Source organism: Kluyvera georgiana (assembly GCF_050990895.1).
GTDB classification, from domain to species: Bacteria; Pseudomonadota; Gammaproteobacteria; order Enterobacterales; family Enterobacteriaceae; genus Kluyvera; species Kluyvera georgiana.
On record NZ_CP158865.1, the window covers coordinates 3,566,427 to 3,591,189 of the forward strand.

The following is a 24,763-nucleotide window of genomic DNA, read 5'->3' on the forward strand; positions in this document are numbered from 1 at the left end:
ATCACCGGGCTCCCCATCCTATGTAACCGTGTAAGCCGGATAAGCAAAGCGTCATCCGGCTGACCGGCGCATGGTGCCGGATGGCGGCTACGCCTTATCCGACCTACAGGATAATCAACGCTGTTTTCCTACCCCAATATCTCCCGAATCACCGGCCCAATATGCTCAAACGCCGCTGGCGTGATGATATCCACGTGCGCGCAGTCCTGGCGATAAACCTCCAGTTCGCCCACCCACGGCCCCCACGCTGTCTGCGGGTCCGCCTGGCGGGTTTTCTCCGCCACGAACAGCGTTGCTTTACCGTCGAACGTGGCGCTGTGCGCGGTGGTCAGCAGCCGTACCGCATCGGCATAGTTGCCTTCAATCGCGCTGAACAGCGCGCTGGACCCTTGCCCCTGCTGCGCGGCGAGGAACGCTTCACGTTCGCGGTTTATCTCCGCTAATACAGCCGGGTCGAGCCCGTTAGCCTCTTTTTCCGCCCAGTTTTGTGTCTCCGGCGGCCAGGTATCCAGCAGGCCGAGGAACGCTACCGTTTCTCCACGCTGGCGTAACCGGGCGGCGATGCCCTGCGCCAGCGTGCCGCCGAGGGAATAGCCCAGCAAATAGTACGGCCCGTGTGGCTGCTGCGCCAAAAGCGTGGCCAGATGCTGCTCGCAGACTTCGTCCAGCGTCTGCGCCGTTTGCATTGGCCCTTCCGGGCGCGGCGACTGAATGCCGGTGATTGACCAGCGCGGCGACAGATAGCGCGACAGCACGCTGAACTGCCAGGCGAAGCCCGAGGCGGGATGGAAGCAGTACAGTGTCGGCCCGTCGCCAGTGCGCAGCGGCAGCAGCGGCTCATGGCCCAGACGCAGAGCCTGCTCCTCATCATCGCTCTCCAGCAACGCGCTCAGTTTGCCCACCGTCGAGGAGACCATCACCTGCCCCGGCGTCACCTGACGTCCGGTACGCTGGCTGAGCATTGCCGCCAGGCGCATCGCCAACAGCGAGTGTCCGCCGAGGGCGAAGAAATCGGCGTCGATATCCAGAATTTCGCAGCCCAACAGCTGGCTGAACGCCTCGGCCACCTGCGTCTCTGTCGCCGACTGCGGCGCACGCCCGGCGTTTTTCTGCGTCAGAGACGGCAGCGGCAGCGCCTTGCGATCCAGTTTACCGTTGGCGCTCAACGGCAGCGCGCTAAGCTGCAGCAACACCACCGGCACCATATGCGGCGGCAGACGATCGCGCAGTTGTGCCAGCAGCGCATCGGTATCCAGCGGCAGGCCAGAAGTCGAGACCACATAGCCTACCAGTTGACGCGCATCGCCGCCGGTAGCAGCGGCCTGGTTAATGACGCAGGCGTGAGTGACCGCTTGCTCCACGTCTTCTAGCGTCTGCATCACCCGATCGATTTCTCCCAGCTCAATGCGCTGGCCGCGAATTTTCAGCTGATCGTCGCTGCGGCCTAAATACTCCACCGCACCGTTATCCAGCCAACGCGCCACGTCCCCGGTGCGATACATCCGCTCGCCAGGGGCAAACGGGTCAGCGATAAAGCGACTCGCGGTCAGGTCGGGACGCCCCAGATAGCCCTGCGCTAGCTGAATGCCGGTGAGATAGAGATCGCCTGCGACGCCAAACGGTACCGGACGCATCATGGCATCGAGGATGCGCAGCCCGGTATTCCACACCGGGAAACCAATCGGCACGCTGTTGCCGGTTACCGCCGCGAGCGCTTCACCATAGGCAGGGTACCAGCTCACGTCCACCGCAGCTTCCGTCGGCCCATAAAGGTTATGCAGCGGCACGTGAGTGAGCACTTCCCATTCCCGGCACAGCGAGGTCGGCAGCGCTTCACCGCTGCAGAATACCCGCTGTAGCGAGCGACAGGTGGCTGCCGTTTCCGGCGTCAGCGAGGCGACAAACGCCGCCAACATCGACGGCACAAAGTGGGTAGTGGTGACGCCATATTGCGCAAAGAAACGCTGCATCGCCAGCGGGTCACGATGCGCCTCCGGCTCGGCCATCACCAGGCTCGCACCGGCGATAAACGGCCACCAGAACTCCCACACCGAGACGTCAAAACTGCACGGCGTTTTCTGCGCCACCACGTCAGCAGCGGTCAGCGGATAGTGGTTTTGCATCCACAGCAGGCGGTTAACGATCGCCTCATGGCCAACCATGACCCCTTTCGGGCGGCCGGTCGAGCCGGAAGTAAAGATGATATAAGCGGTCTGTTCCGGCGTCGCCAGCGCTAACGGCTGGTCATCGCTCGTCTCCAGCGGCGCGTTCAGGCACAGGCTGGCGATGTTCGGGAAACGGTGTAACTGATCGTCGGCGGTAATCAGCAGCGATGGCCGCGCGTCTTCCAGCATCATCTGCAGGCGGTCGTCGGGATAACCGGTGTCCAGCGGCAGCCAGGCGGCACCGGCCTCGACGATGGCGTGCAACGCCAGCGTCAGGAAGACGGAACGCGGTAGCGCCACGGCCACACTGTCGCCGGGCTTCACGCCGCGCTGACGCAGCACGTTTGCCAGCGCCACCACCTGCTGGCGCATTTCGCGGTAGGTGAAGCGGTAATGGGCGTCAACCAGCGCCACGGCATCCGGCGTTTTTGCCGCCTGAGCGACAACCAGTGAACTCAACGTTTCACGCGACAGCGTTTTGCCCGTAGCGTTAATCTGCGCCAGACGATGATATTCATCGTCGGAAAGCAGCTCGGCATCGGCACAGGTCAAGGCGGAATTATCAGCAAACTGCTGCAATAATGCGGTTAAACGCGCGATATGTTGCTGCAACGTCGCTTTATCATAACGTTGTTGATTCGCCAGGACTTCCAGCGTCAGGCCGCCCTCTTCATCCGGGAACAGCGCCAGCTCCAGATCGTTCACCGGCCCGGTCGCCAGCGTATGGGTGATGGCCGTCACGTCGTCGAAAGCCAGACGATAATCGAACATTTTGACGTTAAAAACCGGGCCGAACAGCGCTTCATCACCAGCGGCTTTACCCGCATCACGGACAATCTGCTCGGCGTCGTAGCGCTGGTGGCGACGCATTTTTTTCAGCTGTGCTGAGAGGCGTGTCGCCAGCTCGGCCAGCGTCTCCTGGCCGTTGAGGATGACCGCCAGCGGCAGCACGTTCAGCACCGGGCCGGTGGCGGTCAACGCCGCGGAACCCAGGCGGCGCATAAAAATAAACCCTGCGGCATATTCACTGCGCCCGCACAGGCGTCCCAACCACAGCGCCGTTAACGCCAGCGCCAGATCGGCAGGCTGACAGTTTGGCGCTGCCGCGCTCAGGCGGCTAAACGCCCGGCGATCGGTGGTCAGCTTTAATCGCCAGATGGCGCTGCTTTGCGCCCGCCCCGGCAGCGGCGCGGGTGAGAGGGAAGCAGGAGACGGCAGCGCTTTTCGCTGCTCGGCCCAGAAGGTTTTATCGCGCAAGTACGCGTCGCTCTCGCGATAGCGCTGATATTCCTCCACCACTTCCGCAAACGGTGTGAACGCTGGTTCGGGCGGCGCGTCGCCGCGCTGCCAGGCCTGGTAAATGAGGCTTATCTGACGGGTAATGGCCGGGAAGCTGAAACCGTCGACCAGCAGATGGTGATAGCGCTGATACCAGAACCAATGGTTGTCTCCAACCCGGTAAAGGCGGTGGCAAAACAGCGGATTAGCGCTGTCGACGCGGCTGTTTTGCGCCAGATCGGCCTGCATCCGCGCCAGCGCCTCCTGCTGCGGATCGTCAAACGCGCGTAAATCGTCTATCGGCGGTTCAGCAATAACCAGGCTGTCGTCAACCCGCTGCCACACTTCACCATTGTCTTCGCTAAAGCGCAGGCGCAGCGTATCGGCCTGCATCATGCCGGCGGCAATCGCCCGCGCCAGCAGATCGCCATCGATTTCACCTTGTAATTCAACGTAATGTGCCACGCTCCAGGCGTTCGGCAGCGTCGAGAGTGCCTCCGCCATCCAGATACCCGGCTGAGCGGCAATCAACGGTAAACGCGGGCTCATGAGCGACCTCCGGAGGCGGTGAAGTGGTCGGGGGTTAGCGTGGTCCAGTGCGCACTTAACCAGGCGTTGCACGCCTCAAGCGGCTGAGGTTGGCAGACCACCGTCCAGCCCGCGGGTAGCGTGCACTGCTGGGGCCAGAGGCTGAACTGTCGCTGCGGGTTTTGCAGAAGGTAAAACTGCCCTTGCGCCACATCGAAGGGGTTACTGACTTGCATACCAAACTCCTGTCTTTAATCGCGCTCGCCGCCCCACAGGGTCATCAGCCCGGCGGTCAGGCCGCCGCGCCAGCAAAGCGCATCATGTCCGCCGTCAACCTGACGCCAGAAAATCGGCAGCTGCGTGTGCTGTAATTGGGCAAAAAGCGCCTGATTGGCGCGAAAAATAAGCGGTTCACGAACACCGGCTTCGAGCACGATGCGTAACCCCTGAGGCTGAACTTCGCCGCGTTGAAGCTGTTCAAGGAGAAGACCGCTCTGGTGTCCTCCACGGTGCGGCCACCAGTAAGAACCGGACTGGCTTAGCACGCAGCCAAATCGCGCCGGCCAGCGTAAGGCTGCATACAGCGCCGACAGGCCGCCGAAACTCTGACCGGCCACCACGGTGCGGTCGGCACGTTCGCTGAATGGCGCAATCGCCTGCACCTGCGGTAACAGCTCCTGCTGTACCGCCAGCCAGAAGTCGGGGTTACACGGCAGCTCGACGCTGCGATGGACGTTGTCGATGACATCAATTAGCAGGTACACCGCCGGAGGCAGTTTGCCCTCGTCAGTTAACGCGGTCAGCGCAGGCCATACCGGCATGCTTTCCGCCCAGAACTGGCCGTCGAGCAGCACCGCCAGCGGACGCTCTTCATCGCCTGCATCGCCGGTGGAAAAAATCCATGCCCGGCGCTGGTTACCCAGCCGTTCGCTGTGCCAGGTGATGCACTGCGGCGGGTTCCAGCGCGCGGCGGGCGTTGACCAGCCGGGTTGCTCCGGCGCCTGCGGCATCTCCAGTGCCGACACCGCATGACCGCGCCCGCCCTTCCAGCTCTGCGGATTCAGCGGGTCAGCAATCGCCTGCGGCAACAGCTTACGCCAGCCTTCGCGCAGCCGCATGCGATCGGGTTCGGCCGCGGTGAAAATATCCGGGGGAAAATCATCTTCACGCGCGGACGGCGCGAAGCAGTAGCTGCCGCGCCAGGTCGATGGCAGCGTGGTTGTCCAGCACCACGCATCGGTGTGGGCAATACGTTGCAGCGTTTGTGGCACCGAGTTGTGGTGGTGATCGGTGACGCCGGTAATGTAAATCCATACCCGCCGAATCGGCGAAGTGGCTTCGCTTCCCGCCGGATCGCGCCACCAGAACGTTACCCGACATTGACCGTTAACACATTGATACTGTGGCTCTTTTATCGTCGCCCACCAGGCATCACTTCCTGTCGCTAACTTCCCCACCACGTTAACCCCATTTTTATTGTGGAATTTATTGTTACACGCTAAAATTTATTGATAATATTATTGATAACTATTTGCATTTGCAATAGCGTATTGGCGCGCAACTTTCACATGCTTTACGCATATAACCATGCCGGAGCTTGCCCTTTGGGACGGAGCTGTACGAGCCCCCGGCGACGAAAAGCAGGATACAAAATGAATAATAAAATCAAATCCCTGACCTTCCTGGTCAATTTGGGTATCTATGGCATGGCCGCTCCGGCCTTCGCCGCTGAAACAGACAGCAGCAAAAACGACGTCAACGGTGAAACCATGGTGGTGACCGCCGCCGAGCAGAACCTGCAGGCGCCGGGCGTTTCCACCATCACCGCCGATGAAATCCGCAAACGCCCACCGGCGCGCGATGTTTCTGAAATCATCCGTACCATGCCGGGCGTGAACCTGACCGGTAACTCCACCAGCGGCCAGCGCGGCAACAACCGCCAGATCGACATTCGCGGGATGGGCCCGGAAAACACCCTGATTCTGATCGACGGCAAGCCGGTTACCAGCCGTAACTCGGTTCGTCAGGGCTGGCGCGGCGAGCGTGATACCCGTGGCGATACCGGCTGGGTACCGCCGGAAATGATTGAACGCATTGAAGTCCTGCGTGGCCCTGCGGCAGCCCGTTACGGTAACGGCGCAGCCGGCGGTGTGGTCAATATCATCACCAAAAAGGGCGGTGATGAGTGGCATGGCTCCTGGAACACCTACTTCAACGCGCCGGAGCACAAAGAAGAAGGCTCCACCAAGCGCACCAACTTTAGCCTCAACGGCCCGCTGGGCGGAGATTTTAGCTTCCGCCTGTACGGTAACCTGGATAAGACGCAGGCGGATGCCTGGGATATTAACAACGGGCATCAGTCGACCCGTACTGGCGACTACGCTGACACCATGCCGGCCGGCCGCGAAGGCGTCAAAAACAAAGATATCAACGGCCAACTGCGCTGGGACTTCGCGCCAATGCAGTCGTTGGAGTTTGAAGCTGGCTATAGCCGTCAGGGCAACCTCTACGCGGGTGATACCCAGAACACCAACAACGATAATGCAGGCGCCGGTCTGGTGAAAAAATATTACGGTAAAGAAACCAACCGTATGTACCGCCAGAACTATGCGCTGACCTGGAACGGCGGCTGGGATAACGGTATCACCACCAGCAACTGGGCACAGTACGAGCATACCCGTAACTCACGTCTGGGCGAAGGGTTGGCAGGCGGTCTGGAAGGCCTGTTCAATAGCGACCAGTTCAGTGATACCGATCTGGCTGACGTGACCCTGCACAGTGAAATTAGCATTCCCTTCGATCTGTGGGTTAATCAGAATCTGACCCTCGGCACCGAGTGGAACCAGCAGCGTATGAAGGACTCCAGCTCGAATACGCAGACCTTCCTTGGCGGTAATATTCCGGGCTATAGCACCGATGCCCGCAGCCCGTATTCCCAGGCGGAGATTTTCTCGCTGTTTGCTGAAAACAATATGGAAGTGACCGATACCACCATGCTGACACCGGCATTGCGTTTCGATCACCACACCATCGTCGGCAATAACTGGAGTCCGTCGCTGAACTTGTCTCAAGGATTAGGCGACGACTTCACCCTGAAAATGGGTATCGCGCGCGCTTACAAAGCGCCGAGCCTGTATCAGACTAACCCAAACTACATTCTGTACAGTAAAGGCCAGGGTTGTTACGCCACTGGTGCCGCCAGCGGCATCGGCTGCTACCTGCTGGGCAACGACGACCTGAAAGCGGAAACCAGCATCAATAAAGAGATTGGTCTGGAATTCAAGCGTGAAGGCTGGCTGGCTGGCATCACGTGGTTCCGCAATGACTATCGAAACAAAATTGAAGCGGGTACCGTTCCTCTGACCCGTATCAATAACGGCAAAACCGACGTTTATCAGTGGGAAAACATCCCGAAAGCGGTCGTTGAAGGCCTGGAAGGTACGTTGAACGTTCCGGTAAGCGAGACAGTGAACTGGACCAACAACATTACCTACATGTTGCAGAGCAAGAATAAAGAGACCGGCGAACGGCTGTCGATTATCCCGGAATATACCCTCAATTCCACGCTGAGCTGGCAGGCGCGTCAGGATCTGTCGCTGCAAACCACGCTGACCTGGTACGGTAAACAGCAGCCGAAGAAATACGATTACCAGGGTGAACCGGTAAGCGGCTCTTCTGCCAATGAAGTCAGCCCGTACAGCATCGTCGGCCTGAGCGCAACCTGGGACGTGACCAAAAATGTCAGCCTGACCGGCGGCGTGGATAACGTCTTTGACAAGCGACTGTGGCGTGAAGGCAACGCGCAAACCGTGAGCAACAACCGCACGGGCGACTACATGGCGGGCGCAGGGGCGTACACCTATAACGAACCGGGCCGTACCTGGTATATGAGCATCAACACCCACTTCTGATAAAATGGGTCCCCTCTGCCACACGGGAGAGGGTTCTTCAGGAGCCATATGCGCACCCATCACAGCACCCTCCACACGATACAGCGTATCGATTTTGCGCCCGACACTTTCACCCCGGGTGATTTACTGTGGCTGCCCCATCACGCCGAGCTTGCCCGCATGGGAAAAAAACGCCAGACCGAGCACCTCGCCGGACGGATTGCCGCCGTGCACGCGCTGCGCGCATTCGATGAAAAATCGGTGCCGGGAATCGGCAAGAACCGCCAGCCGATCTGGCCTGACGGCCTTTACGGCAGCATCAGCCACTGCGGCCACACGGCCATCGCCATCGTCGCCAGAACGCCGGTCGGCATTGATATTGAAGCCATTTTTTCGCCTCAGCTTGCCAGTGAGTTGGCGAGCCACATTGCCAGCGAAGAGGAACTTGCCGTGCTGCGCCACAGCACGCTGCCCTTACCGCTGGCGCTAACGCTGGCATTCTCGGCCAAAGAGAGCGCCTTTAAAGCCTATTCTGCGCAGACCAACGGCCAGCCCGGATTTCACAGCGCCCAGGTTGTGTCGCTCGATGCCAGCACAATACGGCTGAGCTTTACCGCTCGCTTCGCCCCCGCCCTTGCCAATAGCGTGATTTCCATCAATGGGTTAATCAACGGCCCGCACGTCATCACCAGTTCTCTCCCGCTCAACGAAGCGTGATCCTTTTCTCCTTTTAAGAAATTAACTGCGTAAAACGTAGACAGTTCCACAACTCAGCTTTATCGTTAAATTGAATAATAAATCATTATTGAATATATATTCAATGTGGAGAAAAAGATGAAAGCTAACTTTGTGAAGTCTGCCCTACTCGCTTCAACGATCGCCGTATCCGGTTCGCTGTTTGCCGCCGATAACGGGCTGATCGCCATTATTACCCCTTCCCATGACAACCCGTTCTTCAAAGCCGAAGCCGACGGCGCGGCGGCAAAAGCCAAAGAGCTGGGCTATACCACGCTGATTGCCTCGCATGATGATGATGTGAATAAGCAGAACCAGCTTATCGAAACCGCCATTGCCCGTAAGGCCAAGGCGATTATCCTCGATAACGCCGGGGCCGATGCCACCGTCGGGCCGCTGGAGAAAGCCAAAGCCGCCGGCGTGCCGGCGTTTCTGATTGACCGCGAAATCAATAAAACCGGCGTTGCCGTGGCGCAAATTGTCTCCAACAACTATCAGGGCGCACAGCTTGGCGCAGAGAAGTTCGCCAAACTGCTCAACGGCAAAGGCAAGTACGTCGAGCTGCTGGGCCGTCAGTCGGATACCAACGCCAGCGTCCGCTCGCAGGGCTACCACGACGTGCTGGACGATTACAGCGACATGAAAATGGTGGCGCAGCAAACCGCCAACTGGAGCCAGACCGAAGCCTTCACCCGTATGGAAGCCATTCTGCAAACCAACCCGGATATCGTCGGCGTCATCTCCGGTAACGACACCATGGCGCTGGGCGCGGAAGCGGCGCTGAAGGCGGCCGGTAAAAAAGACGTGATTGTGGTCGGCTTCGACGGTAGCGACTACACCCGCGACTCAATCATCAATAAGGGCAATATTAAAGCCACTGTCCTGCAACCCGGCTGGAAGCAGGCGCAGATGGCCGTCGAGCAGGCGGACTACTACCTGAAAAACGGCAAAGCGCAGAAAGAGGAGAAGCAGCTGATGGACTGCATCCTGATTGACGACGCTAACGCCAGCAAACTCAACATGTTCAACCTCAGCGAGTAACCGGAGACGTTATGTTCTTAAAACAATGGGGTGCCGCAGCCGCGTGCTGCGCCGCCCTGTTGCTGACGGCCTGCACGGTGGTGGATCTGGACGAAAACGGCAAGCCTATTCTGCCTGCCGACCCGAATGCCAAAGCCAGTTTCGACAACCTGACGCCACAGCAGATCGCGCAACAAACCTGGAAATCTCGAGTCATGGATGCCGCTCACCAGCATGCGCTGGATGCCGGCGCGCTGGACGCCCGTCGTCAGGCGGCCGGGAGTACGCCGGACAGCGTGTTTGTTCAATTGACCAGCGACGTGACCGCCGTTGACGTCAGCAACGAGCGCGAACAGAAACTGACGGTCAGCCTGAACGGCCAGCCGCTGACCATTCAGGTCGGGCCGGTGATGCGCGGCAACGCCATTCGTGATGCAACCGGCTTTAAGTTTGAAGACTTCACCAACCAGGTCCAGTTCGCCCAGCTTTCGCGCGCCTATAACCGCGAAGCGATAAAACAGCTGCCGAAGATCGACGCCAACTGGGTCGGCAAGCCGGTCGGGGTTCTGTTTGCCGTCACCTTAATTAACGGCAAAGCGCAGGATGCGGCGGCGCTGGAACTGAAACAGGAGACACCGTGATGAGCAACCATTCTGCTGATGACATCATCCTGCGCGCCCGCGGTATTTCGATGCTCTTCCCCGGCACCATCGCGTTGGATAACGTGGATTACAACGTCTGGCGCGGCAAGGTTAATGTGATTATTGGCGAGAACGGCGCGGGCAAATCGACGCTGATGAAAATTCTCGCCGGCGTGCAGCAGCCAAGTCGTGGCGAAATGGTGCTTAACGGTAAACCGGTCCATTTCTCCAGCACCCGTGAAGCCGCGGCACACGGTATCGGCATGGTGCATCAGGAGCTGAACCTGTTTGAAAACCTGAACGTGGCGGAGAATATTTTTCTTGGCCGCGAGCTGCAAAACGGCGTTACGCCGATTAACGAAGCCGAGCAGGAGCGCCGCGCCGCCGAGCTACTGCAGCGTCTCGATCAGCCAATTTCGCCACGCGAACTGGTAGGCAATCTGAAGGTCGGTCAGCAGCAGCTGGTAGAGATAGCCAAAGCGCTGGCGGAAAACGCCGATATCCTGATTCTCGACGAACCCACCTCCGCGCTCAGTAAAACCGAGGTGGAAATTCTGTTTCGCGTGATTCGCGAGCTGACCCGCCAGGGCGTGTCGATTATCTATATCTCGCACCGTCTGGAAGAGCTGATGGCGATTGGCGATATGATCACCATTTTGCGCGACGGCAGGTTCCAGTCGGAGGCCCGGGTAGCCGATATCGACGTGCCGTGGATCGTGCGCGAAATGCTCGGCAGCGATCCGGTCAGCAACTTCCTTGAACCGGGACGCACCTTCGGGCCGCCGCTGCTGGAAGCGGAGAATATCACCTGCGTCAACGCCGCCGGGAACACGGTGGTTAACGACGTGAGCTTTAAGGTTCACGCGGGCGAAATTGTCGGCATTTACGGGCTGATGGGCGCGGGACGTACCGAGCTGTTTGAGTGCATGCTCGGCACGGAGCGCAACTACCTCGGCAAACTGTGGCTCGACAGCAAGCCGGTGCCGCAGCGCTTAACGCCCGCCGAACGCATCCGCATGGGGATGAGCCTGGTGCCGGAAGATCGTAAACGTACCGGTATTTTCCCCATCTCGTCGGTCGCCAATAACCTGACGATCGCCAGCCTCTGGCGGCGGCTTCGGCGTGGGCTGACCATCGCCAACGGTGAGGAAAACGCGGTGGTGGCCAGCACCATTGGTAATCTCTCCATTAAGGTGTCGTCGCCGGAGGTGGAAATCCAGGCGCTCAGCGGCGGCAACCAGCAAAAGGTGGTGATTGGCCGCTCGTTGTTAACCAACCCGAAGGTGCTGTTCCTCGACGAACCGACGCGCGGCATCGATATCGGGGCGAAGGCCGACGTGTTTCGCATGATGGTGCAGCTTTCTCAGCAGGGGATCGCCGTGGTCTTCTCCACGTCCGATTTAAAAGAAATTATGGCGGTTTCCGACCGTATTCTGGTGATGTCTGGCGGCAAGCTAACGGCAGATATCGTCCGCGAACGGGCTGAGGAATCGGCGTTGGTTTCAGCAAGTGCTCAGGGGTTTTAAGATGAAAACGACTCAATCTGTCGCGTTAACGCCGCGCGGCGGGGCTTCGCTGTCCCGTGAAAACATTCTGCTGCTTCTGCTGAAGCTGCGTACCTTTATCGCGCTGTTCCTGATCGTCGGCTTTTTCACCATTACCGTACCGGGCTTTTTGTCGGCGGGCAGCATGGTGATTATGATTAAACATATCGCCATCAACGCGTTCCTGGCGCTGGGCATCACGTTTGTGATCATCACCGCCGGTATCGACCTCTCCATCGGCGCCACCCTCGGGCTGTGCGGAATGATCGCCGGGTGGCTAATTACCAAAGGTATCGTACTGCCGATGTTCGGCATCGCTATCTTCCCCAGCGTCTGGCTGATTGTGCCGATTGTGCTGGTGATTGGCGCGCTAATCGGTGCGGTGAACGGCTGGATTATCACCCGCTATAACGTCGCGCCGTTTATCTGCACCCTCGGCACCATGTACGTGCTGCGCGGCGCGGCGATGCTCACCTCGGATGGGCAAACCTTCCCGGGTCTTTCCGGCAATCCACAGTTGGGCAATACCGGGTTTGACGAGATTGGCGCCGGTTCACTGCTCGGTATTCCGTGGGCTATCTGGCTGATGATTGTGCTGGCGCTGATCATCGCCTATATCGCCCGTCGCCTGCCTTTTGGTCGCCACGTTTACGCCATTGGCGATAACGAGCGCGCGGCGGAACTCTCCGGCGTGAAGGTCAAGCAGGTAAAAGTGCTGGTCTATACCCTCTCCGGTTTCTGCGCGGCCATTGCCGGGATTGTGGTCTCCGCCCAGCTGCTGGCAAGCCACCCGGCCAACGGCACCGCCTTTGAAATGAACGCCATTGCCGCCGTGGTGCTCGGCGGCACCTCGCTCGCCGGCGGACGCGGCACCATTCTCGGTACGCTTATCGGCGCGTTTGTGATCGGTTTTCTTGCCGACGGGCTGGTGATGATGGGCGTCAGCGAGTTCTGGCAGATGGTAATTAAAGGCATCGTGATCATCGTGGCGGTGATTATCGACCAGATGCAAAACCGCATGCAGCAGAAGGCCGCGGTGGTGGCGCAGAAGGCGGTGATGGAAAACAAATAGTCACCACAATTTATCAAGCCCGTCGGAATTTGTCGGGCCGGTCTTTTTTTCGCCGCCGTCAGCGCGTTACGCTGTCTGGCGGCGGATTTTTTATATTAAGGAAAATCATGTGTTGAAATACTCCCCTATTGTTATCTCCCTCGCCAGCGCCCTGCTACTCGGCCATGCCTGCGCGGCAACCACCACAGACACCAGCGACTCACGCGCCCGTACGGTGATTACCACCGATGGTGAAGTCGATGATATGAACTCATTAATTCGCGCGTTTTTATACGCCAACGATATGGATATTGCCGGTATCGTGCTGACCAGTTCGGTTTATCACTACGCTGGCGACGCGGAAAAAGGGATCAAGCCCTACCGCTGGACCGGAACCCAGTGGGTCTACAACTATATTGCAGATTACGGCAAGGTCTATGACAACCTGAAAGCACACGACCCGCGTTACCCCACGCCTGAATACCTGCGTTCCATTACCAAAATCGGCAATATCAGTAATAAGGGCGATATGGCGCAGGAGACCGACGGTTCGCGCTTTCTCGAAAAGCTGTTCCTCGATAACGATAGCCGCACGCTGTACGTACAGACCTGGGGCGGAACCAACACCACCGCCCGTGCATTAAAATCCATTGAGGATCGTTATAAGAACAGCGCCGAATGGCCCGCTATCCAGCAAAAAATTAATCACAAGCTGGTGCTGTATATTATTCTCGACCAGGACAACAGCTATAACGACTACATCGCAACGCATTGGCCGAATTTAAAAACCATTAACGACCGCAGCAATTTTTGGCATTTTGCCTATGCATGGAAATACCACAGCGACGAACTGAATAGCCGCCTGAAGGGAGACTGGAGCTATCACCATCTGGTCGATAATAAAGGGCCGCTGATGGCCAACTACGCCTTAATGGGCGATGGCAAAATGATTGACGGTGAGCTGTATGACGAACAGCGCGGCACCGATGATTACCTGCGCAAAAATCCGCAGTATCAGAAATATGATTTTATTTCCGAGGGCGACTCCCCTTCCTTTTTATATCTCATCGACAACGGCCTTCGCAGCCGCGAAAACCCGGCCTATGGCGGTTGGGGCGGGCGATTTGGCCCCGCTCAGAACAATCGTGATATCAATAACGTGCTGGACTACAACATCTATACCCAGCGATATGAAGCGCAGTACAGCCTGAGCCGCTGGTTTGATGATATACAAAATGACTTCGCCGCCAGAGTTAACTGGTCCACGACCCGTGACGATACGGCGGTTAACCATCCACCGAAGGTGTCGGTCAAAGAGGGGCTGAATATTCGAGCCCGTCCGGGTGAAACCGTCAACCTGACGGCGCTGGCCAGCGACCCGGACGGCAATGCCCTCAGCTATCACTGGTGGCGCTATTTCGAAGCCGATACTTATCAGGACAGCGAACCGACAACGCAACCGGTTGTCGATAATTCACTGGGTATGCAGTTGGATATCACCCGAACGCCGGATAAGACAGAGAAAATCAATACCATTGCCCTTCAGCGTGCAGACACGCCCAACATGTCGTTCGTTGTACCGCAGGATGCTAAAACCGGCGACACACTCCACATGGTAGTGACCGTTCGCGACAACGGAAAACCGGTGTTAACTCGTTATCAGCGCGTGATTATCACGGTCGAGTAAAACGCGCGGTGAGGGTCAGATTTCTGACTATCAGCCGTGATGCCGGGTGGCGGCTACGCCTTACCCGGCCTACAGGTTTTGCGATATCACGTAGGCCTGATAAGCGAGGCGCCGTCAGACATGTCATTCGCAGCACACTTTACCCGCGGCCAACGCCGCGTTCAAAGAACCTAATTTTGACGACATACCTCACTTAAGCTTTGCCATTGCCGTTAATGCCCAAAACCCCTATCAGAACATCAGCCATAGAGTGGTTTTTCTTGCTCCTCCTCCCGACAGATTTTGTGATTGCCATCAAACTTGCTGGTTTTACAGATAGCGCTGCACATGTAACTTGCTTACCCTGTCAAAATAAATAATCAATATTGAATATATATTCAAACCATCAAAATCCATCTTCCACTCTCATAGACTCAGAGAGGTTGTAAATGAACTACCAGCAAGTATCGGATAACATCATCAGGAACATTGGCGGTACCCGCAATGTTACAAAACTGATCCACTGCGCTACCCGACTTCGCTTCACCCTCCAGGATACCGGCCAGGCCGACATTGAGCAGTTAAAAAAAATTGATGGCGTACTGACCGTCGTTGTAAGCGGCGGTCAGACCCAGCTGGTTATCGGTGATGAAGTTGGTAACCTCTTTAATGTGCTGCAAAAAAAACTGGGACAGGCATCGACCGAGGAAATAGAGAGTTCACCGCGAGAGGAATTACCAGCTGGTAATGTACTGGAACGACTGATCAAAACAATCTCTGGTATTTTTATTCCACTGATTGGCTTGATCGCCGCTACGGGTATTCTTAAAGGTTTTCTTACTGCTGCAGTCGTGCTCAATGTTGTCAGCGATAAGAGCAGCACCTGGCAAATTCTGTCGGTTGTAGCAGATGCATTCTTCTATTTCCTGCCAGTTATTCTCGGTTTTTCTGCAGGGAAAGCGTTCAACACGAATCCTTATATTACTGCGACTGTAGGTGCGGCACTTATTCACCCAACAATGGTAGAGTTCTATAAAGAAGGTACAGCACTCACCTTCCTCGGCATCCCAGTTATACTGATGAGCTACGCTCAATCAGTCATTCCAATTATTATTGCAGCCAAAGTGACAGCAATTGCAGAGCAATTTTTAAAGAAAGTTTTGCCTATCGCGATCCAGCTTATCTTCGTTCCACTCATCCTTTTTGTCGTCATTATTCCAGCAACGTTCCTGGTTATTGGTCCTGCATCGATTTATGCCAGTAAAGGGCTCGCCGACATTTCTCTCGCGCTCTATCATCTGAGCCCGGTCGTTACAGGTTTTATTCTTGCCGGTATCTGGCAGGTAGCCGTTATTTTCGGTCTGCACTGGGCATTTATCCCTATTTTTATCAACAACATTTCGGTCTATGGCTATGATCCTATTAATGCCATGCTCTATTGCACTGTTTTTGCACAAACCGGAGCTGCACTCGCCGTTGCTCTGAGAGCTAAAGAAGAAAAACTGAGAACAGTCTCTTATACCGCAACACTATCTGGATTCCTGGGGATAACAGAACCTGCAATTTACGGCGTTAACTTGCCACTACGTAAACCCTTTATCATGGCATCAATAGGCTCGGCTTTCGGCGGAGCGATAGCCGGTTATTTCAGCGCTAAAATGTTCGGCGGTTTTGCTCAGGGCGGAATATTCGGCGTCCCGTTATTCATCGACCCCGCTGGTTTAGGCGCCTCTTTTTACGGTTTCTGTATGTCACTCGTCGTTGCGTTCTTCATCGCCTTAATTCTTACCTGGACCATGGGATATCAGCTTACAGCAGAAAAAGATGCTGTTTTAAAGCGAAACTAATTTATATTTTAGGTGGTTATTATGTTGGCTATATGTACTGATAAAAGGCATTTTTTGAAAGACGGCGAGCACTTTTTTTTCCTTGCCGATACCGTATGGAGCGTGTTTACCAACGCATCAATGCCTGACTGGATTACCTATCTTGAGCACCGAAAAAAGCAGGGTTTTAACACCCTGCAAATAAATGTGTTGCCGCAGTGGGATCGAAGCAAAAAAACGCATACGCCTCACCCATTCCCCATTGATGAACAGGGTTATTATGACATTAGCCAACCAAATCATGGCTATTTCGATAATGCCCGCCAAATGCTGATGGAGGCGCATAATAGAGGTTTTGAAGTCGCATTAGTGCTGGTCTGGTGTTCGTATGTTCCCGGCAGTTGGGCCGACAAGCTACAGCGTACAGTGATGCTGCGTAAGAATGATATTCATCGCTACGTTGCTCTGGTCCATCAATGGTTCTCCATGGTATCGCCTCTCTATATTATTAGCGGCGATACCGGATTTGAGTCAGACGATGTTATCGACTACTACACCATTGCCCTCGATACGATCAAAAGGCTTTCCCCGCAATCACTGACGACGCTGCATATTCGCGGCCGATTGTCTGAAATCCCGACAAGGTTGAAAGAGAGCGACAAGATTGATTTTTGGTTTTATCAGTCTGGACACAACGCGCAGCATCCTGAAATGGCCTATACCCTGGCCCAAACCTTCTTCAATGAGTATCCAGAAAAACCGATTATCAACTCAGAACCCTGCTACGAAATGATGGGTTATAGCCGCGGGCAGTATGGTCGTTTCGATAGAACTGCAGTCAGAAAAGCAGCCTGGCAGAGCGTGCTATCGGGCGCTAGCGCGGGAATCACCTATGGCGCGCATGGTCTATGGAGCTGGCATACTCGTGATTCCGTCTATGGCACGACGATGGGAGAAGGCTTTTTACCGCCTTACTATTGGGATGAAGCGCTCGATTTTCCCGGAGCCAATGATTATGCCTGGCTGAAAAATCTGATTACGCGCCACCAACTCTGGAATCTGCAGCCCTACGCTGGCCTACGAAACAGCCCAGAGCCAATACGCGCTGCGCGCCATGGCGATCATCTTCTGATCTACGTGCCCTATAATATTCAACTTACCCTGGAATCCGAGTCGTCGTTAAAACAAGCGACTATTGTAGAACTGGAAAGCCAAAAAACCATCAGCTTCCCTCTAGCAAGAAAAGACAACAACGTCGTTATTCCGATGACGTCGTTCACCGGTGACTGCCTTTACATTCTGCATGATGGCAGTTTCACATTGTAGCGACAGTGCGTTGCAGTCACGGCGCGGCGACCGCCTGGAATTACCGGGCAAACCATGGATAGCGCTGCGCCTACGGCGGGTGTAAGTTACACCAGCAGCTCAGTGATCCCGTCGGAGCTGAGCTGCACCAGCCCCTTCACCCCGTAGTAGTAGCCCGTTTTATAGTGGCGAATGCGGATTTCGCTAATGTGCCTGTCCGGGCTGTCGTTCAGCATCCCCTGCGTCAGCGGCAGTATCTCATCGCCATAATCTTCAAACAGTTCGCCGGTCACAATCACGTTTTTAATGTTGTGGATAGGCGCAGTACAGCAAATCGCGAAATACAGCGCTTTGGCCGTCGATAACAGCGTGGCGGGTTTATTGCCCTCCTCGACGTTGAACGCTTGCTCAATACCGCCCTCATAAGGCAAATGGACAATCTCCGGGTAGAAGCCGTTCTCGCCTAACCCGGTTTCGCCATTCATGCAGTAGCCGTATCCCAGGCTGCCAAACCCCGGCATAAACGCCACCCAGGACATGCCCGGCGACAGTTTTGCCAGCATATGGCTGGTGCAATGGGCGATGTTAAAAATCTGCGCCGCAATGCCGATGGCATCCTCAACCTCGCGTTTAAGATTGACGTTATTTTCATTAAACAGCGGGCAATAGCGGACAATGCCGGTGAAATGTTCAATCCCACCCTGTAATGCAATGCTGATCACTTTGACGCGCGACAGCAAAACCTGCGCCGATTCGCAAAGCGTTTTGGCGCAATCGACCACTATTTTCACCAGCGCCTGTGGCGTCATCAGCTCGGCCAGAGCGCAATCATAGCTCGCCAGTACCGGCTGCTGCGTGTTGTAGTCGTTTAGCGTGGCTTGCAAATTGCCTTTGCGCAGCATGATGTTGATGCTAAACCAGGTGTGGGTTTTCACCGCCAGCATCTGTTGGGGACGACCAAAAGTGACATCCTTCACCTCTCGCTCTTCGATGAGCCGGTCGGCTAACAGCTGAGAGGTCAGTTTGGTGATATAGGCTTTGGTAACGCCGAGTCGACGGGTCATCTCCGCCCGCGACTCGTTTTCACTGTGCAGAATATTGAGGATCTGCTTTTTATAATCCATGATGTTAGGCCCCGGTGCACTATTGAACGTCCTGGCGCCGGTATCATAACATCCTGGCCGCATATTACCTGCCCTTCTCTTTACGTCGTAGCAGCAGCACCCAATCGCTGCCGGTATCCGGCGGGTCGATGCTCAGGAAAAAGGTTTCCGAAATATCCTCGCTCACTCGGTTCAGAATGCCGTAACGCGGGTCAAACCAGCTTATCTCAAACCCAGTGTCGGCAAAGGCGCTAACGTCCACCACCACGTTTTGCTGTTCTGGAATATAGACCGCAATCCAGCGATGTTGCGCATCGCGCATCGCGCGGCAGTGACGGCGGTCGCTCGGATTGTCACCGAGCAAAAGCGTCTGGTCCGGTACACGCTGCCACCACTCGGGCAGCGATTCAATAAAGCGACGCAGTTGGCCGATATTAAACGCCCCCGGATAATTGAGCACCTCGAACCAGTAGGGGATCGTATCCCCCTGATAGGTGCTGGCGGCGCTTTCGGGAATCGCGATAGCGTCATCTTCCGGACGACGCATTTGCCACAGGCTATAGCAACCGTAGGTGATCCCCGAGCCGCCGGCAAATACCGACCAGTAGCTGGTACGCCGGATCTCGCGGTCGGTAAAACGGCTGGCATCCTGCGAGCGCTTAAACTGATGCTGACACATCACCGGATGCGCCTCGTAGCAAGGCTCGCTGTCGAGGACCGGTTTATCCTGACGCTGGTAGTCCATCTCAATCGGCCGCCACGAAGGGTACGCCTGCCCCATATGGCCGGTTTGCCAAACCACAAAGTCGTGCCACGACCGCTCGCCCAGCATATCAAGGGTACTACGTCCTCCCTGGGTGTGGACAGTGATCGGCGCATCACCGCTGCCGCCCGCCCGTAGCCCTTTCGCCATTTCCTCCAGCAGTTGGCGCTGATCTTCACCGACGATGGCGCGATCGCCGCCAATCATCCACAACAGGCCCGTACCCTGCATTTTGTCGCTCAGATAGCGGCAAAATGCAGCAATATTATGTCGATTAAACAGCGGCTTTCGGTCCTGCCCCCAGCTATTGTTGACGCTCCAGTGGGAGCCCCACATCGGCACCAGCGCAATCACGATGCCTAACTGGTTCGCCCGTTCGGTAACCAAACGGATATGGTCAAAATAGGCCTCGTTTGGCTCCAGCGTCAACAGGCCATGAAAAGGCAGATGCCTGCCTTCATAGGTAGGCGTATACAGCCCGTCCAGTTCGCAGACCGCGACCGCCTGCACCACGTTAAAGCCCTTCTCCGCGCGATTGCGTAAGTAGCGTTCCGCTTCTGACAGCGTCAATTTATGGAACAGCTCCCATGCGGTACAGGCCGTATAGAAAAAGGGCTGATTGTCCTCGTCGTAGAAGCTTCGGCCATTAATGCGCAGTTTTTTCATTACCAACTCCTGATGATAAAGATGGGGTGTCCTGAACAAAGGCCTGGCACGTTTTTTCATCCAGTCTGTAGCGCGAGAAGATAAACGCGGCGATAAACATACAGGCGGCAGGTAGCCAGGCGTACAAAAGGGTAAAAGCGGAAAGTTGATGCGACGTGGCGCTGGTCATGGTGTCGGGATTGTAGCCATACCACGCCAGCACGTAGCCAATAATCGCGCCGCCGATAGCCATACCGGCCTTGGTGGCAAACAGCATCCCGCCACCTATCATGCCGTTAATACGCACGCCGTAGCGGTGGAAACCGTAATCAGCCACGTCAGCCACCGTCGCCCACAGGATCACGGCGATAAGCTCAACTGCCAGCGTCGCCAGCACGAACAGCGCCGCGTGGAAATAGACGGCGCTGGTCGGGGTCAGGCCGATGATTAGCGTGATCAGGCCGCCGACGACCTGGCTTATCACCAGTAGCGGGATACGTTTAATCCAGCCTTTTTTTAGCCAGTAGCCGGTCAGCAGCGGCGCGACGATACCGGCAACAGATCCTGCGGTTAACAGCAGGCTGAGGAACGATCCCGGCATATTGAGTACATATTTCACGAAATACGCGGCCGCGCCGAACTTCAGCGTATTCATAATCATCACCACCAGTTGGGCGGCAAACACAATCATCGCCTGGTCGTTTTTAAAAACAAACTGTACCTGCGCCTTCAGGCTGAGCGTCTGATCCGCATCCGATAACACTCGCTCGGTGGTGTTGAAATAGCACAGCAGCACCAACACGGTAGACAACAACCCGATACCGCACATCACCACGCGATAGCCCAGCACGTCATTGTCGAACAGCGCAATTAGCGTCGGCACCAGCAAAGAGCAGATAAGATAGGAGACTTTCGCCAGCGGGAAACGAATGGCGTTAATCTGGATACGCTCCTCGCTATCAGCTGAAATTGCCCCCAGCAACGAGACGTAGGGCACCACCACCAGACTGAAGGTCAGCACCAGAATGATATAGGTCACATAGGCGTACAGCGTGCGCCCCACTTCACCGAGATCCGGCGAGAAGAACACGGCAGCGCAGCTCAAGCCGTAAGGCAGCGCGAACCACAGTAACCAGGGGCGATAGCGACCCAGCCGCGAGCGGGTGCGATCGGATAGCGAGCCGATAACCGGGTCGCTGATGGCATCAATCAGGCGGGTAATTAAAAACAGCGTCCCCATGGCCGCTGGGTTGAGTTTAAAAACGTCGGTGTAATAGATGGAGAGAAACATCATCGTCATACCCATAAAGATATTGGCCGATGTATCTCCAAGCCCGTAGCAGAACTTTTCACGAAAGCGTATTGGCGTTGTGGCGAGTGTTTTCATTGTTGTTCACCATCCGGTTTGTCACTGTAGGATTCAGCGATCGCTAACTTAGTAAACCATGGAAACAAAGTTAAGCCCATTTAGTTTCTTTTGTGAACTTAGTCAATAAATAAACACCTCGCGAAAAAGGTGTTTGAAAATTAATATCTATATTTCAATGAAATAGAATCACTCTTTGATCAAAGAGCGTGCGGTTGGATAATCCGTAATCAACACATCGATATATTCCCCGCGCAGCGCGCCGCGAATCGCATTGCTTTTCTCCACGCCTCCCGCCAGCGCAACAACGTGCGGACAAGCGCGGGTTTGATCAAGCTCCATGCCGATAACCGGGTCTTCCTCATGACTGAGCACCGGTTTGCCCTCGGCGTCGTAGTAGTGCAGACAGATGTCCCCTACCGCGCCGCGTTCGGCCAGCAGTTCGAGCATTTCTTCGTTGTAGTAGTTGCCGGAGTTTTTCAGCAGCTGCGACGGTTCCAGGTCGCCAATGCCAACGATCGCCACGTCCACTTCGGCAAATTTATTCACCACCGCTTCAACGTCCGGGCTGTTCACCAACCGCGCGCGCTCTTCGACCGAGTGTTCAATACTCTGCGATGGCAGCAGCCACGCCGGACAGCCAAGATGCGCCGCCAGCTGCTGGGTCAGAATGGTCGCCTGTACGTTGCCGTTCGGCCCGACCCCGCCCAGCAGTTGAATTACCCCTGCGGCGCGGATGTTCTGCGGGTGCATTTCATCGACCATACAGCGAATGGTACTGCTCCAGGAGGAGATCCCCACCAGGTCTTCCGGGCGCAGGCGAGTTTCCACATAGTGTGCCGCCGCGCTGCCGATGGCATGCTTAATTTGCGAACTGCTGGCGTTTTCACCGACGTCAACGACGATGGCCTGACGGATACCGTAGCGCTGTTCAATCGCTTTCTCCAGCTCGACAAAAATATTGGTCGGCTGCACGACGGTGATTTTCACCAGCCCCTCTTTCTGGCAGCGCGTCAGGGCGCGGGAGACAAAAGATTGCGACAGATGCAGCAACGACGCTATCTCAGACTGTTTTTTATTTTCGCTATAGTAAAGCGTGGCGATCTTCACCAGCAACCGCTGTTCATCCTGCTTAGACATGGCATTCCCCTTAATTCCCTGCCTGTTATTTTTATTCATAGCTGAATAGATAACAAGCGCGCCCTGCATTCCGCTCAGATCTCAAATGTGATCGTTTTCTCTTTTTACAGAAAACGGCTGACAGAAGTCGTGGACAAACCCCATTTCAGAGCCTATCTTACAATCATGAATAATAAATCAGTAGTGAATATATATTCAGGTCAATAAAAATGCCTTATCTGGCGGCTATCTGGCAATGACAGGCATATTGCCCCTTTTTTTCGCCCTGGCTGAATTTTTATTCAAATCAGAATTAACATTCAAGAGGTATGCTATGAATCCGTTTTCGCTCTCCATAGAAGCGTTAGAGAAGAAAGCCCGGGCCATTCGCCGTCGCATTATCGTGCTGAATGCCGAAAGCCCGGCGGGCGGGCACACCGGGGCCGATCTGTCTCAGGTTGAGCTGCTCACCGCCCTCTATTTTCGCATCCTGAACTGCTCGCCGGAACGGAAGGACAGCGATGACAGGGATATCTACATTCAGTCTAAGGGGCATGCGGTTGGCGGCTATTACTGCGTTCTGGCAGAAGCCGGGTTTATTCCAGAAGACTGGCTTTCTACCTACCAACACGCCGACTCGCACCTTCCGGGCCACCCGGTACGTCACAAAACGCCGGGGATCGAACTCAATACCGGCGCGCTAGGTCACGGCCTGCCCGTTGCCGTGGGTATTGCGCTGGCGGCTAAACGCGATAACAGCAAACGCCGGGTATTTGTGGTCACCGGCGACGGCGAGCTGGCGGAAGGCAGCAACTGGGAGGCGGCGCTGGTTGCCGCCCACTACCAGCTGGATAATCTTTTTATCATCAACGATAAAAATAGCCTTCAGCTAGCTGGGCCGACGAAAGAGATCCTGAACACCGACCCGCTGGACGAAAAGTGGCGCGCCTTCGGGATGGAGGTGACCGAATGCAACGGCAACGATATGGCTGATGTTGTCGCCACTCTGGAAGGGCTGCAGCCGCACGGAAAACCGCATGTGGTGATAGCGAAAACCACTAAAGGCGCGGGCGTCTCGTTTATCCAGGGACGATCTGAGTGGCACCACCGGGTACCAAAAGGTGAAGAAATTGAACTGGCGCTGGAGGAACTGAAAGATGAGTAATAGCGAACACCTGGCTACCGTCATGGTAAATGCCTTTATCGATGCCGTCGATCGTGGCGTTGACCTGGTACCGGTAGTGGCCGATTCCACCTCCACCGCCAAAATTGCCCCGTTTATGCAGAAATTTCCCGGGCGACTGGTTAACGTCGGCATTGCCGAACAGACGCTGGTCGGCGCCGCGGCGGGTCTGGCGCTGGGCGGCAAAATCGCCGTCACCTGTAACGCCGCACCGTTTCTGATTTCCCGCGCCAACGAGCAGATTAAGGTCGATATTTGCTACAACAACACCAACGTTAAACTGTTTGGCCTGAACTCCGGTGCCAGCTATGGCCCGCTGGCCAGTACGCACCACAGTATCGACGATATCGCCGTGCTGCGCGGCTTTGGCAACATTGAGATTTACGCGCCATCCAGCCCGCAAGAGTGCCGACAGATTATCGACTACGCGCTGGACCACGTCGGGCCGGTCTATATCCGCCTCGACGGTAAAGCGCTGCCGGAACTGCATGACGAAGGCTATCAGTTTACGCCGGGGAAAATTGACGTGCTGCGCCAGGGTAAGGATGTGGCGCTGGTGGCGATGGGGTCGACGGTGCATGAAATCGTGAGCGCTGCCGCCGAGCTGGCGCAAAGAGGTATTGAGGCGACGGTTATCAGTGTACCTTCTATTCGTCCCTGTGATACGGCGCAGCTCCTCTCACTCCTGAAGCCGCACCGGGCGGTGGTCAGCGTTGAAGAACACAATATTAACGGCGGCGTCGGTAGCCTGGTGGCGGAAGTGCTGGCGGAAGCAGGCTGCGCCATTCCGCTGCGTCGGCTGGGGATTGCCGATGGCAAATATGCCCTTGCCGGCGACCGTGCAGCAACGCGCGCTTACCATGAAATTGATACGGCGGGCGTCGTCAAACATGCCGTCGCCCTGTACCAGACACACGCCAAACAATAACAACAAA

The 24,763-nt window shown here is 56.0% G+C and carries 18 protein-coding genes; 11 read left to right on the forward strand and 7 right to left on the reverse strand.

Annotated elements, in window-relative coordinates:
• Positions 1–128: 128 nt before the first annotated feature.
• From entF to fes, 3 genes are read right to left on the reverse strand one after another with little or no spacing between them, the layout of a single operon-like run.
• Positions 129–3,992, reverse strand: coding sequence for an enterobactin non-ribosomal peptide synthetase EntF (gene entF, locus ABTW00_RS17045; protein WP_433636440.1), 3,864 nt, complete (start codon positions 3,990–3,992; stop codon positions 129–131).
• Positions 3,989–4,207, reverse strand: coding sequence for an MbtH family protein (locus ABTW00_RS17050; RefSeq protein ID WP_064548172.1), 219 nt, complete (start codon positions 4,205–4,207; stop codon positions 3,989–3,991). Before ABTW00_RS17050 ends, entF begins: the two co-directional genes overlap by 4 nt.
• 15 nt (positions 4,208–4,222) lie before the next feature.
• Entirely contained in the window at positions 4,223–5,428 is a 1,206-nt protein-coding gene (gene fes, locus ABTW00_RS17055) for an enterochelin esterase (RefSeq protein WP_433641067.1), read from the reverse strand.
• Between the two features lie 195 nt (positions 5,429–5,623).
• On the opposite strand from fes, the gene ABTW00_RS17060 reads away from it, so the two are divergent.
• The 9 genes from ABTW00_RS17060 (at position 5,624) to ABTW00_RS17100 (ending at position 17,670) form a co-directional block, all read left to right on the forward strand.
• A complete protein-coding gene (locus ABTW00_RS17060; RefSeq protein WP_433636442.1) occupies positions 5,624–7,882 on the forward strand; it encodes a TonB-dependent siderophore receptor in 2,259 nt (752 codons plus the stop codon).
• A 48-nt stretch (positions 7,883–7,930) separates the two neighbouring features.
• Positions 7,931–8,578, forward strand: a complete 648-nt coding sequence (entD, locus tag ABTW00_RS17065; protein ID WP_433636444.1) for an enterobactin synthase subunit EntD — start codon at positions 7,931–7,933, stop codon at positions 8,576–8,578.
• Between the two features lie 117 nt (positions 8,579–8,695).
• A complete protein-coding gene (locus ABTW00_RS17070; protein ID WP_347291754.1) occupies positions 8,696–9,637 on the forward strand; it encodes a D-ribose ABC transporter substrate-binding protein in 942 nt (313 codons plus the stop codon).
• Between the two features lie 11 nt (positions 9,638–9,648).
• Positions 9,649–10,257, forward strand: a complete 609-nt coding sequence (locus ABTW00_RS17075) for a DUF2291 family protein (RefSeq protein WP_065355483.1) — start codon at positions 9,649–9,651, stop codon at positions 10,255–10,257.
• Positions 10,257–11,783: a sugar ABC transporter ATP-binding protein gene (locus ABTW00_RS17080; RefSeq protein WP_077248541.1), complete on the forward strand. Its 1,527-nt coding sequence runs from the start codon at positions 10,257–10,259 to the stop codon at positions 11,781–11,783. Before ABTW00_RS17075 ends, ABTW00_RS17080 begins: the two co-directional genes overlap by 1 nt.
• A 1-nt stretch (position 11,784) precedes the next feature.
• Complete coding sequence (locus ABTW00_RS17085; RefSeq protein ID WP_065355482.1) at positions 11,785–12,873, forward strand: ABC transporter permease; 1,089 nt, start codon at positions 11,785–11,787, stop codon at positions 12,871–12,873.
• A 109-nt stretch (positions 12,874–12,982) separates the two neighbouring features.
• Positions 12,983–14,539, forward strand: coding sequence for a nucleoside hydrolase-like domain-containing protein (locus tag ABTW00_RS17090; RefSeq protein ID WP_433636448.1), 1,557 nt, complete (start codon positions 12,983–12,985; stop codon positions 14,537–14,539).
• 428 nt (positions 14,540–14,967) lie between these two features.
• A complete protein-coding gene (locus ABTW00_RS17095) occupies positions 14,968–16,365 on the forward strand; it encodes a PTS transporter subunit EIIC (protein WP_433636450.1) in 1,398 nt (465 codons plus the stop codon).
• A gap of 54 nt (positions 16,366–16,419) precedes the next feature.
• Positions 16,420–17,670: a DUF4038 domain-containing protein gene (locus ABTW00_RS17100; protein WP_433636452.1), complete on the forward strand. Its 1,251-nt coding sequence runs from the start codon at positions 16,420–16,422 to the stop codon at positions 17,668–17,670.
• 86 nt (positions 17,671–17,756) lie between these two features.
• On the opposite strand, the gene ABTW00_RS17105 is transcribed toward ABTW00_RS17100, so the two are convergent.
• From ABTW00_RS17105 to ABTW00_RS17120, 4 genes are all read right to left on the reverse strand, one after another.
• Positions 17,757–18,773, reverse strand: a complete 1,017-nt coding sequence (locus ABTW00_RS17105; RefSeq protein WP_064548154.1) for a hypothetical protein — start codon at positions 18,771–18,773, stop codon at positions 17,757–17,759.
• Between the two features lie 64 nt (positions 18,774–18,837).
• Positions 18,838–20,181: a DUF4038 domain-containing protein gene (locus ABTW00_RS17110; RefSeq protein WP_433636454.1), complete on the reverse strand. Its 1,344-nt coding sequence runs from the start codon at positions 20,179–20,181 to the stop codon at positions 18,838–18,840.
• Complete coding sequence (locus tag ABTW00_RS17115) at positions 20,162–21,547, reverse strand: MFS transporter (RefSeq protein WP_433636456.1); 1,386 nt, start codon at positions 21,545–21,547, stop codon at positions 20,162–20,164. The genes ABTW00_RS17110 and ABTW00_RS17115 overlap by 20 nt, the downstream gene beginning before the upstream one ends.
• A 168-nt stretch (positions 21,548–21,715) precedes the next feature.
• Entirely contained in the window at positions 21,716–22,666 is a 951-nt protein-coding gene (locus tag ABTW00_RS17120) for a sugar-binding transcriptional regulator (RefSeq protein WP_064548148.1), read from the reverse strand.
• 313 nt (positions 22,667–22,979) lie between these two features.
• Here ABTW00_RS17120 and ABTW00_RS17125 point away from each other — a divergent pair, with 313 nt between their 5' ends.
• Together ABTW00_RS17125 and ABTW00_RS17130 are read left to right on the forward strand one after the other, a co-directional pair.
• Entirely contained in the window at positions 22,980–23,810 is an 831-nt protein-coding gene (locus ABTW00_RS17125; protein ID WP_065355479.1) for a transketolase, read from the forward strand.
• Positions 23,803–24,756 (forward strand): transketolase family protein, encoded by a 954-nt coding sequence (locus tag ABTW00_RS17130; RefSeq protein WP_064548141.1) that lies wholly within the window; start codon positions 23,803–23,805, stop codon positions 24,754–24,756. Before ABTW00_RS17125 ends, ABTW00_RS17130 begins: the two co-directional genes overlap by 8 nt.
• Positions 24,757–24,763 lie beyond the last annotated feature (7 nt).

Bases quoted from the DNA above. Each gene is read 5' to 3' on its own strand.
- ABTW00_RS17110 (WP_433636454.1), bottom strand. From the start codon at position 20,181: ATGAAAAAACTGCGCATTAATGGCCGAAGCTTCTACGACGAGGACAAT.
- entF (WP_433636440.1), bottom strand. From the start codon at position 3,992: ATGAGCCCGCGTTTACCGTTGATTGCCGCTCAGCCGGGTATCTGGATG.
- entD (WP_433636444.1), top strand. From the start codon at position 7,931: ATGCGCACCCATCACAGCACCCTCCACACGATACAGCGTATCGATTTT.
- ABTW00_RS17080 (WP_077248541.1), top strand. From the start codon at position 10,257: ATGAGCAACCATTCTGCTGATGACATCATCCTGCGCGCCCGCGGTATT.
- ABTW00_RS17095 (WP_433636450.1), top strand. From the start codon at position 14,968: ATGAACTACCAGCAAGTATCGGATAACATCATCAGGAACATTGGCGGT.
- ABTW00_RS17105 (WP_064548154.1), bottom strand. From the start codon at position 18,773: ATGGATTATAAAAAGCAGATCCTCAATATTCTGCACAGTGAAAACGAG.
- ABTW00_RS17060 (WP_433636442.1), top strand. From the start codon at position 5,624: ATGAATAATAAAATCAAATCCCTGACCTTCCTGGTCAATTTGGGTATC.
- ABTW00_RS17125 (WP_065355479.1), top strand. From the start codon at position 22,980: ATGAATCCGTTTTCGCTCTCCATAGAAGCGTTAGAGAAGAAAGCCCGG.
- ABTW00_RS17130 (WP_064548141.1), top strand. From the start codon at position 23,803: ATGAGTAATAGCGAACACCTGGCTACCGTCATGGTAAATGCCTTTATC.
- ABTW00_RS17115 (WP_433636456.1), bottom strand. From the start codon at position 21,547: ATGAAAACACTCGCCACAACGCCAATACGCTTTCGTGAAAAGTTCTGC.
- ABTW00_RS17120 (WP_064548148.1), bottom strand. From the start codon at position 22,666: ATGTCTAAGCAGGATGAACAGCGGTTGCTGGTGAAGATCGCCACGCTT.
- ABTW00_RS17085 (WP_065355482.1), top strand. From the start codon at position 11,785: ATGAAAACGACTCAATCTGTCGCGTTAACGCCGCGCGGCGGGGCTTCG.
- ABTW00_RS17050 (WP_064548172.1), bottom strand. From the start codon at position 4,207: ATGCAAGTCAGTAACCCCTTCGATGTGGCGCAAGGGCAGTTTTACCTT.
- ABTW00_RS17070 (WP_347291754.1), top strand. From the start codon at position 8,696: ATGAAAGCTAACTTTGTGAAGTCTGCCCTACTCGCTTCAACGATCGCC.
- ABTW00_RS17075 (WP_065355483.1), top strand. From the start codon at position 9,649: ATGTTCTTAAAACAATGGGGTGCCGCAGCCGCGTGCTGCGCCGCCCTG.